Origin of the sequence: Microcoleus sp. N9_A1 (assembly GCF_036701795.1) — a bacterium.
In the GTDB taxonomy this organism is placed as follows: Bacteria; Cyanobacteriota; Cyanobacteriia; order Cyanobacteriales; family Microcoleaceae; genus Microcoleus.
The window spans coordinates 72,359-85,719 of record NZ_JAUBRI010000004.1 but is presented as its reverse complement, the minus strand read 5'-3'; the positions used below and the strand labels follow the sequence as shown (position 1 = coordinate 85,719).

The 13,361-nt window shown below is 45.3% G+C and carries 11 protein-coding genes and 2 pseudogenes; 8 read left to right on the top strand and 5 right to left on the bottom strand.

The genetic code is table 11. The features are described from left to right. Positions 1-405 precede the first annotated feature (405 nt). The 4 genes and pseudogenes from QUA58_RS02885 to QUA58_RS02870 all read left to right on the top strand — a co-directional run. Positions 406-759: an IS630 transposase-related protein gene (locus tag QUA58_RS02885; RefSeq protein WP_333392961.1), complete on the top strand. Its 354-nt coding sequence runs from the start codon at positions 406-408 to the stop codon at positions 757-759. Between the two features lie 29 nt (positions 760-788). Continuing rightward, positions 789-1,352 carry an IS630 family transposase gene (locus tag QUA58_RS02880; RefSeq protein ID WP_333392960.1) on the top strand — a complete coding sequence of 188 codons (564 nt, stop codon included), beginning with the start codon at positions 789-791 and terminating at the stop codon, positions 1,350-1,352. 227 nt (positions 1,353-1,579) lie between these two features. Continuing rightward, entirely contained in the window at positions 1,580-1,954 is a 375-nt protein-coding gene (locus QUA58_RS02875; protein ID WP_333392959.1) for a hypothetical protein, read from the top strand. 233 nt (positions 1,955-2,187) lie between these two features. Beyond that, positions 2,188-3,777, top strand: a pseudogene (locus QUA58_RS02870) (transposase); the annotation flags it as partial. A gap of 97 nt (positions 3,778-3,874) precedes the next feature. Here QUA58_RS02870 and QUA58_RS02865 read toward each other — a convergent pair. From QUA58_RS02865 to QUA58_RS02855, 3 genes and pseudogenes are all read right to left on the bottom strand, one after another. Continuing rightward, positions 3,875-4,219: pseudogene (locus QUA58_RS02865) on the bottom strand (transposase); the annotation flags it as partial. Between the two features lie 461 nt (positions 4,220-4,680). Beyond that, complete coding sequence (locus QUA58_RS02860) at positions 4,681-5,616, bottom strand: isoaspartyl peptidase/L-asparaginase (RefSeq protein ID WP_333392958.1); 936 nt, start codon at positions 5,614-5,616, stop codon at positions 4,681-4,683. 72 nt (positions 5,617-5,688) lie between these two features. Then, a complete protein-coding gene (locus QUA58_RS02855) occupies positions 5,689-5,844 on the bottom strand; it encodes a DUF2256 domain-containing protein (protein ID WP_006631540.1) in 156 nt (51 codons plus the stop codon). 90 nt (positions 5,845-5,934) lie between these two features. Here QUA58_RS02855 and QUA58_RS02850 point away from each other — a divergent pair, with 90 nt between their 5' ends. The 4 genes from QUA58_RS02850 to QUA58_RS02835 all read left to right on the top strand — a co-directional run bounded on the left by QUA58_RS02850 (position 5,935) and on the right by QUA58_RS02835 (position 9,685). Then, positions 5,935-6,870, top strand: coding sequence for an RNA methyltransferase (locus QUA58_RS02850; RefSeq protein ID WP_333392957.1), 936 nt, complete (start codon positions 5,935-5,937; stop codon positions 6,868-6,870). 255 nt (positions 6,871-7,125) lie between these two features. Then, positions 7,126-8,748 (top strand): serine hydrolase, encoded by a 1,623-nt coding sequence (locus QUA58_RS02845; RefSeq protein ID WP_333392956.1) that lies wholly within the window; start codon positions 7,126-7,128, stop codon positions 8,746-8,748. A 65-nt stretch (positions 8,749-8,813) separates the two neighbouring features. Continuing rightward, on the top strand, positions 8,814-9,215 hold the full coding sequence (locus QUA58_RS02840; RefSeq protein ID WP_333392955.1) for a hypothetical protein: 402 nt from the start codon (positions 8,814-8,816) through the stop codon (positions 9,213-9,215). Next, positions 9,212-9,685: a hypothetical protein gene (locus QUA58_RS02835; protein ID WP_333392954.1), complete on the top strand. Its 474-nt coding sequence runs from the start codon at positions 9,212-9,214 to the stop codon at positions 9,683-9,685. Before QUA58_RS02840 ends, QUA58_RS02835 begins: the two co-directional genes overlap by 4 nt. A gap of 1,354 nt (positions 9,686-11,039) precedes the next feature. Here the strand turns inward: QUA58_RS02835 and obgE are convergent. Both obgE and QUA58_RS02825 read right to left on the bottom strand, forming a co-directional pair. Further along, positions 11,040-12,080 (bottom strand): GTPase ObgE, encoded by a 1,041-nt coding sequence (gene obgE / locus QUA58_RS02830; RefSeq protein ID WP_333392953.1) that lies wholly within the window; start codon positions 12,078-12,080, stop codon positions 11,040-11,042. Between the two features lie 265 nt (positions 12,081-12,345). Beyond that, a complete protein-coding gene (locus QUA58_RS02825) occupies positions 12,346-13,221 on the bottom strand; it encodes a Mo-dependent nitrogenase C-terminal domain-containing protein (protein ID WP_333256947.1) in 876 nt (291 codons plus the stop codon). Positions 13,222-13,361 lie beyond the last annotated feature (140 nt).

Genomic DNA, 13,361 nt, shown 5'->3' with positions numbered 1-13,361 from the left:
TTTTATTGTCACAATCAAGTATTGCATATAATTGTATCATAGTCTTGATAATGATTTAGGATTGCTATAGGCAACCACCGAGTGTAGGGGGTCTTGGATTTATCGAAAAATAAAATGTGATGAATGTAAGATAGTATTGCTACAGACAGAGGTATTATTAACCCTAAAGCTCGCAAAAATGAACCCATATCTTCCTGAATTGCTGATAAAGTTATTCCGATAACAGCAATCCAAAAACTGACAACTCTCACAACAACAGCTATCCACAACATTAAAGCTAAAGTTCTCAGCCAGGAACTGGGATAGGGAAACCATGCCGGCCACCGCCCGTTTTTAACTTGCTGATTATTACAGCACTTCCGGGTGTTATGAGGTACAACAATAATAGATTAAAAAAATACACCAATGAAAGCATATTCAGTAGATTTGCGATCCAAAATAGTAGCAGCCCATCTAGATCAGAAGCTGTCGATCAGAAAAACAGCAGAAATATTTGCTTGCAGTAAAAGCTTAGTTCAGAAACTGGTCAATCAACAAAAAATAGAGGGGACTTTACAGCCGAAACCCACGGGGAAACCGAGATACAGTCATTTGAATAATTCCACAGCTTCTTTGAGAGAAATAGTGGCAGCACATCCCGATGCAACCTTACTAGAATTGTGTGAGTTATTTGCCCAAAAGACGGGCAATTGGGTGGGTAGAACAGCCATGTGTAACGCCTTACAGAAGTTGGGATTAAATCGTAAAAAAAAACAGTGAGAAGTAGCCAAGCCGGCACTGGAAGAGTCATGAAATTAAGGTTAGAGTATTGGGAAAAAGTCAAGCATATCGACCCAAAAAATCTAGTCTTTTTAGATGAGACTGGAGTATTGCTAGGCTTAACCAGAACTCATGCACGTTCCCAACGAGGAACGAGAGCCTATGCGGTCAAACCTTTTTATCGAGGTCAGAAAGTCACAGTAATTGGTGCAATTAGTCTCACACAAGTAGTAGCATTAATGACGATAGACAACTCGATGAATAGCCAAGTATTTGAGGTGTTTATCGAGAAATGTTTAGTGCCACAATTGTGGTCGGGAGCAGTAGTAGTGATGGATAACTTACCAGCGCATAAACTAGATTCAATTAAGCCTATGATTGAAGCGGTGGGTGCTTCTATCTTGTGTTTGTCCCCATACTCTCCTGATTTTAATCCAATTGAATTATGGTGGTCGCAACTCAAATCTTTATTGCGACAGTTTTCACCAACCACCACTAAAATGGTTGACACGATAAGTGCTGTGGCTCTTGACTTAATTAATCCGAAACATCTTAAAAACTGGTTTACTAATTGCTGCTACTGTACCTCATAACATCCGGAAGTGCTGTATTTAACAATAGTCCAGACACTTTTTAATGGGCAACGATAGAGTGCGGGTTTTGGACTCGACGCTCGTCGCGTAGGCGTAGCCAGCCGAAGGCATCGCCAACCATAGAATGACGGTTTCAGGCGTTTATCTAAAAACTGTCCGGACTATTGATTTAATGTTAGAATTAAACTTTGAAGGAAAAAGCCAAAAATTCTGAGGAGAGAACTTAAATGATTAACAAAAATTGGATTTTATTTTCTAGTGCTACAGTAGCTGGGATGGTGATGATGACTTTTGTAGCTATTGCTCAAGACGATGAAGGGAAGAAGGTGTTTTACAAGCCTCAGATAGACGGTATTCTAGTGGGCACGGTCTTGAAAGGAGAAGATGGGACAGATCCGGCTGCGGAAAAAATAGGAGCAGAGAGATTTTGTCGATATAAAGAATATGACCGAGCCTTAACGTACAAAAAGGACTTTCTTAAAGGAGAAGAGAAAGGTACAGGTACTATGCAATGGGATACAAAAGCTACAAGCTGGTGGTTTTGCCGTTCGTGTACAACCTATTTTAAAAGTATTACTTGCCAGACGGGTAATGAGGAATAACCTTTTTATTTGACTTGTCCACTCAGGGAACTAGCGGAATACCCCCCGCCTGTGGCGATCGCTACACGATGCGCGATCGCCATTTCCTTTATCCTTGGAACAGTCCCTAATTAGGGCTTGCTGAAGCAGTGGTTCAAGTAAACACTGTATGGATTTTCAGACGAAGAAAGGTAGTAATGGTGCAAGAAAAACAGGTATAATGACTCAAAACCCGTGCATCACCATTTGCGATCGTGTACAGAAAAGCTGAGCTTGCCCCAAGACCCCCATCCAACTTTGAACTCCCCTTTGAAGGAAGGTTGTCAGAAGATAACCGTTGGGTAAAAATGGCCCAACTAATTCCTTGGTCGGAATTTGAATCAGATTATGCTGAAAACTTTCCCACCGAAATGGGAGCACCCGCCAAATCATTTAGGATGGCATTAGGGGCATTAATTATTAAAGAAAAGCTGGGAATCAGCGACATAGAAACAGTAGAACAGATCCGAGAAAACCCATACCTACAATACTTTATCGGTCAATCAACTTACAGTAATGAACCCCCATTTGACCCATCACCCCGCCGTCCAATTTCGGCAACGAATCAGTGCAAACTTAATCAAGAAAGTGAACGAACGAATGGTGGAAAAAATGCGCGAAACCACCCCAAAACCGCCCGAAAAAAAAAGGATTCGGACGCAAAAAATAAATTAACCAATCAAGAAAAATCAATCATAGATGCGACCTGTGCTCCAGCAGATATTAGCTATCCCACCGACTTAGGACTATTAAACAAGGCCAGAGTTCATACCGAAAAAATCATCGACATTCTCTATAAATCCCTCAAACAAAAAATCAATAAAAAACCCAGAACCTACCGAAAAATAGCCAGGAAAGACTACTTAGGAATGAAAAATAAATAAGGTGACTAATAGAGCAATAGTTGACCTTGGATCAAGGCTTCTGATGTTTAATTGTGCAAGTTATTGATTTTTCATTCCTTGGCAGTAGCCAAACAACGACGACCTAAACGAAACAAAAAAATCCAAGCCATTAAAAAACAACTGCAATATATCAAAAGAAACCTCGCTCATATTGAACAACTAATCGAATCAGGTGCCACACTACAAAGTCTGAGCCAAAAGCAGTATAAAACTTTGCTAGTCCTCACAGAAGTCTATCGCCAACAACTCTGGTTATTTGAAAATAACAAACAGAGTATAGAGGACAGAATAGTAAGTTTAAGCCAACCCCATATCCGTCCAATTGTGAGAGGAAAAGCAGGGAAACCAGTGGAGTTTGGAGCAAAACTGTCAGCGAGTTGCTTTGATGGATATGTATTTTTAGACCGGATGAGCTGGGATAATTTTAACGAATCAGGAGACTTAAAAGCACAAGTAGAAGCATTTAAAAATTACACAGGATACTATCCAGAATCAGTCCATGCTGATCGCATTTATCGAACCAGGGAAAATCGAGCTTGGTGTAAAGAAAGAGGAATTAGAATTAGTGGCCCGCCTTTAGGAAGGCCACCCGCCAATGTGAGCAAAGAAACAAAGAAACAAGCCTTAGAAGATGAAAGAATTAGAAATGCAATTGAGGGCCAATTTGGACAAGGAAAAAGAAGATTTAGCCTGAATCGGGTGATGACAAAACTTGATAATACTTCACAAACAGCTATTGCTATTACTTTTTTAGTAATGAACCTTTCTACCTGGTTAAGACGGATTTTTTGTGTGTTTTTATGTCAAAAACCGAAAATCACACCTATTTACGGTTCAATGATTATTAAAAGCTATAATTGGGCAAGTTATAGTCAACAAAAAGTTATGTTTCGCCAAGCTTGAATTGCCCATCAAGTGCGATGCCTGCGGCTGGCTTCGCCTACGCGATTTTTCCTAACTTATTCAGCAAGCCCTAATTAGGTTGGGACTAATACGCCCGTCGAAAGTGAACCAATAGTGATGGATCAAATGGTAGTTCATTGCTGTAAGTTGATTCACCGATAAAATATTGTAGATAGGGGTTTTCACGGATCTGTTCTACTGTTTCTCGATCGCTAATCCCGAGTTTCTCTTTGATAATTAATGCTCCCAACGCCATCCGAAAAGATTTAGCAGGAGCTCCCATGTCTGTGGGGAAGTTTTCAGCATATTCTGACTCAAATTCTAACCACGGGATCAGTTCGACCATTTTTACCCAACGGTTATCGGGTGACAACCTTCCACAGGAGGGGAGTTCAAAGTCGGAGGGTGAGAAAGGAGCAAGCTCAGCTTTTCGGTACACGTTCGCAGATGGTGATGCACGGGTTTTGATCTATTTTACCTCTTTTTCTTGCACCTGAGTGCCCATCGTGCGCTCGCATAACCCAAACCTCGTAAATCTTTTGGCCTTTATTCAGCAAGCCCTAAATATTTTTTCAGCTTCTTTCTATGGGTCGAATTATTATCCAACAATATCGTTATATGATGCGCTTTTTATTTGATACTTTCTTGGCACAATTCTCCTATAGCAATCCGATCTGAGTCTCACAACACAACGCCCTCTTGTCTTTCTAGACTTCTTGTATAGCAAGACTTTCAGATTTTACCGATCTAGAAAATCACTTAGGATTGCTATATATTTAATGCAATACGGTTCAGTTAAGGAAAATTGTAGCGACAATGTTGGGTTTCGTTCCTCAACCCAACCTACGCACGATCGGTTTTTTTAACACTAACTGAACCGTATTGATTTATATCGTCCTTTTAAGCAATAAAAATCAACGTTCCCTTGCTCATTTCCAAAGTATCGCCCCTTTGCATACCGTTGTGAAAAGCACCCAAAATCACCTCGCTAGTTTTGCCGAAAGCGATCGCCCCGCTAGAATCAATTCCAATTGCGCCAAAATCCCGTTGACGTTCGTCAGCTTCAGTAAAAGAACGCTCAAAAGCAGCTTTCAAACTCAAACCGTCCGTTACCCGAATCACAATTCGCGCGGCCAAACACTCGTCCATAATGTGCTCGCCAATCCCCGTACAGCTTACCGCCGCACTTTGGGCCGCGTAATTTCCCGCCGGCATCGCCGAGTCGCTAACCCGCCCGATGCGCTCAAAACCCTTGCCACCAGTCGAAGTCCCAGCAGCCAAGCGTCCATGCACATCCAAAGCTACGACTCCGATCGTACCCATACCGGCCGGTTCCGCCACCACGTCAGCCATTGCTTTACTAAAATTGCCTTGGCGTTCCTGCATCCACTCGTGCAAACGCAAATCCGTCATCGGATCGTAAATCGGCAATTGAAGTTCTCGCAGCAATTCCGCCGAACCAAAATCAGAGAGAACTCGATCGTCCGAAGTCTGCAAAAATTGAGCAAGTTCGATCGGATGTTGAACGCGAGAAACATTAATCGCCCCGCTGAAACGCTGCATCAAACCGTCCATCAGCGAAGCACTCATCCGAATTTGACCGTCCGACTGCACCACAGAACCAGTACCGGCATTGAATCGCGGGTCATCTTCCAACAATTGGCAGCCCCGCACCACTGCATCTACGGCACTTGCACCGTCTTTCAGCAGCGGATAAACTTCCTCCAAAACATCGTAAAGCGATTTCCGCACCGCCTCAATTCCGCCTTTACTGTGTAGAGAACTGCCCGCACCGCCGTGAATAACTAGCTTTGGTTGCACTTGTTGCGATGCCATAATTTATAACCTAATAACCTAAAATTTTTCCTTTGCAATCTTAGCTTTGATCGAGCAACTTGCCCTACATTCTTAATCTTGAGCCGCCAAACGGCGGCGACGACAACGTTCGGAGCAGTATTTGACCTCATCCCAGCAGTCGGCCCATTTTTTGCGCCAAGTAAAAGGTCGATCGCACACTGGGCACATTTTTGTCGGTAAATCAGATTTCGATCGTTGCTTAGCCATGCTAATTTGGACATTACATTAGTTAGTGATTAAATTTTAATCAAAACAAACAAAACAACCAATTTCTGCCTAACACCTCTCCAAATAAAAATGCTCGAAACGGCCGACGCCAACATCCGAATAGTTTTAGTCGAACCTGCTGGCCCATTGAATGTCGGTTCTGTTGCCCGCGTCATGAAAAATATGGGTTTGCACCAATTAGTTTTGGTAAATCCCCAATGCGATTATTTAGGGGAAGAAGCCCGACTGATGGCTGTTCGCGCCGCGGACATATTGGAAACGGCCAAAGTAGTCGAGAGTTTGCCGGCTGCTTTGGTGGGGTGTGTCAGAGCGATCGCAACTACAGGGGATGATAGTCGATCGTTGCCAACACAACTAGAAGAACCCGCAGATGCCTTGCCTTGGCTCCTAGAAGCCCCCAGCGCCCTCATTTTCGGCCGGGAAGACTGCGGCTTGACCAACGCCGAATTAAACCGCGCCCAGCGCCTGATCCGCATTCCCAGCAGCGATGCCTACACTTCCCTAAATCTCGCCCAAGCCGTCGCTATCTGCTGTTACGAACTATACCGGGAAGAAGGAAGAAGGAAGAGGGAAGAAGGAAGAGGGAAGGAAGAAGATGATGCCTCGTTCCTAGGCTCAGTCGGGGAACGCATATCCAGAGGCTATGCCTCTTCAATACCCGATGCCACAGATAATTTATCAACTTGTTATCAAGAACAACTTGCCACCAGCCCGACACAAAATCCCTCAATTCCCCTCGCCAGTGCTCCCTTGGAAAATTTAGAGGGATATTACCAGCAACTAGAAACGCTGTTACTCAAAATAGGATATTTGCAGCCGCACACAGCAGCAAGCCGGATGGAAAAATTTCGGCGTTTGTACAACAGAGCCTATCCGACAGTGGATGAAGTCGCCATGCTGCGGGGCGTCCTCCGCCAAACAGAATGGGCAATCAAAACTTACCCACGAGAGACAAATTCTGATACTCTGGATGGGGCGTTGCCGGAAAATCCAATGGATAGCTAGGAGAAATGCTGATAATTGGGGATGTGAGATTGAGGATTTTTTTCACAGAGAACTTTCCTGCACCCACTTGTCATCTTCATAACAGGGTTTCTTGACTAAAAACCTAAGCTTTGCGATAATTTGCGAGCAATAAACCCGGTTGCTGATACCATGCAGCGTCTGGGGTAAATCTAAAATCTAAAATCTAAAATTGATTGGCTGGCAAGCTGAAAAATCTTAAACTTGAACTTTACAGTAGTGATGAAGGAGTAAGACGTGGCAGAGCGGTTTCCCAAAGGATCGATATTATCGGTGATATCCTCGATATCCTCTCCCAACTCCGGCTCAAAGCAGCCTAAGTCCGGCAAAGCAAGTCAGTCTGGCAACTCGGGCCGCCGCCGCCCTCCGCAACCGAAAAACGGCAATTCAGAAATTCGATCGCCCGAACCTGCGACTTTGCCACCGCAACAGGGCCGCGGCAGCAGAATTGGAGCCAATTCTCCCACATCTTCGGAAGAATTTACTACACAAGACTTTTTATCCGATCCCCGATCGGCAATTAACCCCAGAAAACCCCGAACCAGCAAAACTACGCAGTCGAAGACACGCCAACCGCGCAAAAAAGGCCTCGCTGCTGTCGATATGTTCGAGTTTCCTGACCCGAATCGGGAGCGGGAAAATGTGAGCTCGATCGCCAGCAATCCCAAAAGCCAGCTCCCAACTGCCACTCCCCCTACCACCCGTGGAAGTCGTCCCAGTTCGCCCCCAGCTCGCATTCCAGACACGGTAATCCCCGCAGATGCCAAAAAACCCCCCGTGCCTAAACCACGCCCACAAGCGAGTCAGAGACCGGGTAAACGGTCTGCACCTCGGAGCGTGCCGCCGTTGGTGTACGCTACTCGGTTGCTGATTTTGGGAGTTGGGATAGCGGTGATTTGCGGTACGCTGTTGTCGGTGGTAAATGCTGTGAGTCGAGCATCCACTGTAGCGGCAGAAGAACAAACCACCGCAGGGCAGAAAAACCCAGCCGATAGCGCATCTGCAGCACCCGCAACTCCAGAAGTGCTGCAACTGAATCAAGAATTAGCCGCTTTGAAAACCCAAGTTCAGGTTTTAGCAACAGAAAATCCTAGTTTGACAGCCGGAATATTTCTAGTCGATTTAGATACTGGAAGCTACCTAAATTTTAATGGCGATACTGCTTTTGCTTCAGCTAGCACAATTAAAGTGCCAATTTTAGTAGCTTTTTTCCAAGCAGTAGATGAGGGCAAAGTGCAGTTAGATCAGATGCTGACGCTGAAGTCCGAACACATTGTCGGCGGTTCTGGAGAGATGCAAGACGACTCTCCGGGAAAGAAGTATTCGGCTTTGGAAGTTGCCCGAAAAATGATTGTTGTCAGCGACAATACGGCGACAAATATGATGATTGAGTTGTTGGGAGGTGCTGATGTTTTGAACCAGCAATTTGCAAATTGGGGTTTGAGGGCGACGGTTCTCCGCAATAATTTGCCGGATTTGGAGGGAACTAATACTACCAGTCCGCAGGATTTGATTAATATCATAGCCCAGGTGGATCGCGGAAATTTGGTTTCGGTCAAATCGCGCGATCGCATTTTGCAAATCATGCGCCAAACTAAAAACGATTCTTTGCTGCCGAGAGGTTTGGGCGAGGGTTCAGTTATTGCTCACAAAACCGGAAATATTAATACAATGCTTGCGGATGCGGGGATGGTGGATTTGCCAAACGGTAAGCGTTATTTGCTGGCGGTGATGGTGAAGCATTCGCCGGAAACCGAGAAGCCAGCTCAAACATTAATTCGGGATATTTCTCGGATGAGTTACCGCTATTTGAACGACGGGGAAACGCCAGCCGATTCACAAGTGAAAATTAAAAATTGAAAATTCAACCGGGTTTTTTCGGGCAAGTCTCGTAGACTTTATCAAACTATAAATCAGTTTGTATTATGAAACTAAACATCCGACTTGCTTGTCTGGTAGCGCTCTCAACTTTAGCCGTTGGAGTCTCCCCCACCTTGACTAATGCTAATCCTGCTCCTCAATATGAAACCGACGGGGTGACAGTGATCAACAATAATATCGAACTCAATCGGGCAAAAAATTTGGCCCGTCAAGCAGCAGAAATTGCCAACGGGGGTTTAGGCAACTATCGAGCCGAAGCTGCTATGCACGGTACTTCTAAGGAATCGCCGTTTGTTGACAATGGTGATGGAACTTGGACTTTTACTTTTAAGGGTAACAAGCCGGGTTCGTCTGTCTATACGGTAGAAACTGTTGTTACGGTTTCCCAAGATGGGAGGGTGAGAGTCGATTACAACGGGCAAATTCGCCAGTTATCTCCTTTGTGAACAACTGTGCAAATACCGGGCTATGCAGTTTCAATCCCCGATCGGGATTTAAGTTAACGGCATTTTTTCCGTTTGTTACAATCAAGGGAATTCCCATCCTCACATCAGCACTAATGCAAATTATCCTAGAAGTTCCCGAGATCCTTGGCGAAAAACTGCAACAATTGGGCGATCGTCTCCCGGAAGCCCTGGATCGCGCACTTCGGGAACTCGCCCCCGCAGAAACCATCTCCTACCAAGACGATCGCCAAATCGTCGAACTGCTAGCGAGTCAACCCAGCCCAGAAGAAATCCTCGCAATCCGCCCCACACCTGCATTGCAAGCCCGCATGAGCCAACTGCTCGATCGCAATAAATCCGGCACTCTTTCGGCCAGAGAGGAAGTCGAACTCGATCGCTATTTGCTGTTAGAACATTGGGTGCGTTTAGCCAAAGCTCACGCCTACAAACGCTTACAGACAGAAGCATGAGTTATGCTTGATGTTGGATTTTGGGTTTCAATCCCTGATAGGGATTTAGGTTGATTCCGGCTGAGGCGACGCGGGGATACGCGATCATCTACTACGGGTTTCAATCCCTGATAGGGATTTAGGTTGATTTCGGCTTCGATTGTCCCCGCTGTGGTCTGTGGACTTTATAGTTTCAATCCCTGATAGGGATTTAGGTTGATTTCGGCGACACACGAAAATTAAAAGGGTTAATAATGAGTGATGTTTCAATCCCTGATAGGGATTTAGGTTAATTTCGGCACGGTTCGCGTCGCAGATTTCCTTTTCCGTCGTGTTTCAATCCCTGATAGGGATTGAGGTTGATTCCGGCAAGACTGCCTATTTACAATTCCAAACGTATCACAACGTGTTTCAATCCCTGATAGGGATTTAGGTTGATTCCGGCAGGTAACGCTCGTACATACCAGCGAGGAATGTTGTTTCAATTCCTGATAGGGATTTAGGTTGATTCCGGCGTTAGTGATAAGAATCCCTGCCTGATTAATGCTTGGCAGTGGTTTCAATCCCTGATAGGGATTTAGGTTGATTCCGGCGATGGCCTCAATGTCAACTATACCAGTGGGATGGTGAAGTTTCAATCCCTGATAGGGATTTAGGTTGATTCCGGCCAACCGCGCAAAACTACACGATAAACGCGGCGTTGTTTCAATCCCTGATAGGGATTTAGGTTGATTCCGGTCCGATCAGTTTAGGCAAGTAGTTAAAGAGCGCTTTGTTGTTTCAATCCCTGATAGGGATTTAGGTTTATTCCGGCCCGCTTTCGGGGTTGCCTTGGCCCCAATAGGATTTATGGTGTTTCAATCCCTGATAGGGATTTAGGTTTATTCCGGTAAGATAAAGAAGAGCTTGCAAGCAGAATATTTAAGCTTCAATCCCTGATAGGGATTTAGGTTTATTCCGGCAGTTACTGCACCAATGATTTGCCGGAAAGTGGGTACGTTTCAATCCCTGATAGGGGTTTAGGTTGATTTCGGCTTGAGCCAAGTCCCCGGCTACTGACACTACCGGGTTTCAATCCCTGATAGGGGTTTAGGTTGATTTCGGCCGATCGCTCCCGAAGCATTACAGTATTTAGTTTTCAAGGTACTTTTCCGTCAAGCATCCAAAAAATATCATTTCAACCACCGCCCTGTCAAGAGACAAAATTTTCAACAACCATCAAAGCTATACACAGCAATGATTTCAGCATTTACGTGAACCGGGTTTTTCAGCCTAGAGGCTCAAACCCTTGCCGCACAAGCCATACAGCCTAAAGATTTGACCCCCTCAAACAAACACCTACCAATTCACAGAAATTCCAGGAACCGGAAAGCGATTAAACACTCGCGACTGCTAACTGTTCCGCCGCCTCTTTCTCGTTCATCTCGTCGAGTTTTTGCCAAACTTGCTGCATCAATTCATCCAATCCAACTCTACTAACGGCGGAAATCAACAAAACAGGAGCGCCGCTAATTTCTTTAAGTCGGCTGATTAAATTACCGATTTCTTCACTTTCGAGATCGATCGCATCTACCTTATTAAAAGCCAAAATCTGCGGTCGTTCTGCCAATCCTCGCCCGTAAGCTTTCAATTCTTCCTGAATTGTGATGTAATCTGCGATCGGATCTTCATCGGTAATATCGATTAAATGCAGCAACAACCGAGTCCGTTCAATATGCCGCAAAAACTCGTAACCCAAACCCGCGCCCTCGTGAGCCCCCTCAATTAATCCGGGAATATCAGCAAAAACAGTACCGTCGCCGCTTGGTTTTCTGACTACGCCCAAATTCGGGACTAAAGTTGTAAACGGATAATCTGCTATCTTGGGGCGAGCAGCAGATAAAGCAGAAATTAGCGTCGATTTGCCCGCATTCGGCAGCCCGATAATTCCCACTTCAGCTAACAGCTTCAATTCCAGCCGCAAAAACTTGTGTTCGCCTTCTTTTCCCGGCATCGCATAATCTGGAGCGCGGTTAGAATTGGTCAAAAAACACTTATTTCCCAAACCGCCTTTACCGCCTTTAGCTACGCAAAAAGTCTGTCCGGGCGTCACCAAATCTGCTAAGATTGCTTGAGTTTCCGCGTCGTAAACTACAGTACCGCAAGGAACTTCGATCGTGCGATCGTCCCCAGAAGCCCCAGTCATATTCTTCGGCGCGCCCTTCTTCCCGTCTTGACCTTTAAAAATCCGGTTGTATTGGAAATCTAGCAGCGTTTGTAGGCTTTCCACCGCCACCATAAACACAGAACCGCCCCGCCCGCCGGTGCCACCGCTTGGCCCGCCCGCTGGTATATACTTTTCTCTGCGAAAAGCTACCATACCGTCGCCGCCTTTGCCGGCTGCGACTTGAACATCCGCTCGATCGATAAATTGCATAATGAGAGTCAGTAGTCAGTAGTCAGTAGTCAGTAGTCAGTAGTCAGTAGTCAGTAGTCAGTAGTCATTGGTCATTAGTTATGATACCAGATCCAAGTACAATGTTTATCTTTTGGTGCGCAGTGCACATCCTACTCGACTAATTAGTAGTCATTGGTTAATAGCTGACAGTCATTAATCCAACATTTCACAAGAATCACCAATGACTAATGACCAATCACAACTGACCAATCACAACTGACCAATCACAACTGACAACTGACTGCTAACAATATGACGATACATCTTCCTTACAATCATCTGCCAAATAGCACAGAGCTCGAAAGCGCATCCCCACCAATTGTTCGTAAAGCGGGTTAATCTGGCACATCGCCGGAATGTGGACGATTTTGCGCCCGAACAATACGACATCTCGCTCAAACGGACATTGCGACGGAATCATTTTGCAGACGAAATGTGCGACTCTGGGATCGTGAACTTCCCAGCCGTCAAGCCAGTCTTTGACGGGTTGCAAGACATTTTTCTGGTTAGGTTGACGTGGCCGCGCAGAAAGCGGTGTTGCGACATAATCAACGGTTGTTTGGCTGCTGGGCCCCTGCGGCGCGTACCTGCTGTCTTCGATGGTGTGTCGCAGAGATTCGATCGCCTCCACGTTGTGACCCAAAGCTGTGCAAAACTTGTACAGTACCTCGTCTTCGCTGAGCGAGTACGTACCGTCTGCTAAGGCTACCATGACTGCTGTTCTCAAAAAATTCTCGCCGTTGGCGGTGCCTTTCCCTAACACAGCAGCTAGTTCCTCTGCGGCAATGGGTTCAAAACCTGCCTCAAAAGATACCGGATGTAATTCATCCTGAGTTAGATTCGCAATCATTTTTTGCTCGTTTTCGTCTAAGTTGCCGTCTGCCCAAGCAATTGTCAGCAATCCGCGTAGCCAAGCGGTAATCTCTTCATTGGTACAGTTCGATTTCGCGTTACTCATTAGCATTTCCAGTTGGATATACCAGTCAAGTTGTTGGTTTGGATCGGGAGAAATATTCCCTCCTAAATAATTTTTACTGCTTTTTTGCTCGATCGCTCTATTTGTTGAAGGTTTGTGCCTGAAGATTGCTCCAAACGCTTGTAGTGGACGTGTTAAAAGCATATTTTGTTCTCAGGAGCATCGCTGACTAGCGAGCTAATACATTAGCTAATCCTCTTCCCCTAAAATCTCATCTATCTAGAGGAATAGGTTTCTCTGATTCATCTTAACTGTAGTTGCACCGATCGAGATGGCGATCGAAT

Coding starts and splice junctions, on each gene's coding strand:
- QUA58_RS02885 (WP_333392961.1), top strand. CDS start 406: ATGAAAGCATATTCAGTAGATTTGCGATCCAAAATAGTAGCAGCCCAT.
- QUA58_RS02880 (WP_333392960.1), top strand. CDS start 789: ATGAAATTAAGGTTAGAGTATTGGGAAAAAGTCAAGCATATCGACCCA.
- QUA58_RS02875 (WP_333392959.1), top strand. CDS start 1,580: ATGATTAACAAAAATTGGATTTTATTTTCTAGTGCTACAGTAGCTGGG.
- QUA58_RS02860 (WP_333392958.1), bottom strand. CDS start 5,616: ATGGCATCGCAACAAGTGCAACCAAAGCTAGTTATTCACGGCGGTGCG.
- QUA58_RS02855 (WP_006631540.1), bottom strand. CDS start 5,844: ATGGCTAAGCAACGATCGAAATCTGATTTACCGACAAAAATGTGCCCA.
- QUA58_RS02850 (WP_333392957.1), top strand. CDS start 5,935: ATGCTCGAAACGGCCGACGCCAACATCCGAATAGTTTTAGTCGAACCT.
- QUA58_RS02840 (WP_333392955.1), top strand. CDS start 8,814: ATGAAACTAAACATCCGACTTGCTTGTCTGGTAGCGCTCTCAACTTTA.
- obgE (WP_333392953.1), bottom strand. CDS start 12,080: ATGCAATTTATCGATCGAGCGGATGTTCAAGTCGCAGCCGGCAAAGGC.
- QUA58_RS02825 (WP_333256947.1), bottom strand. CDS start 13,221: ATGCTTTTAACACGTCCACTACAAGCGTTTGGAGCAATCTTCAGGCAC.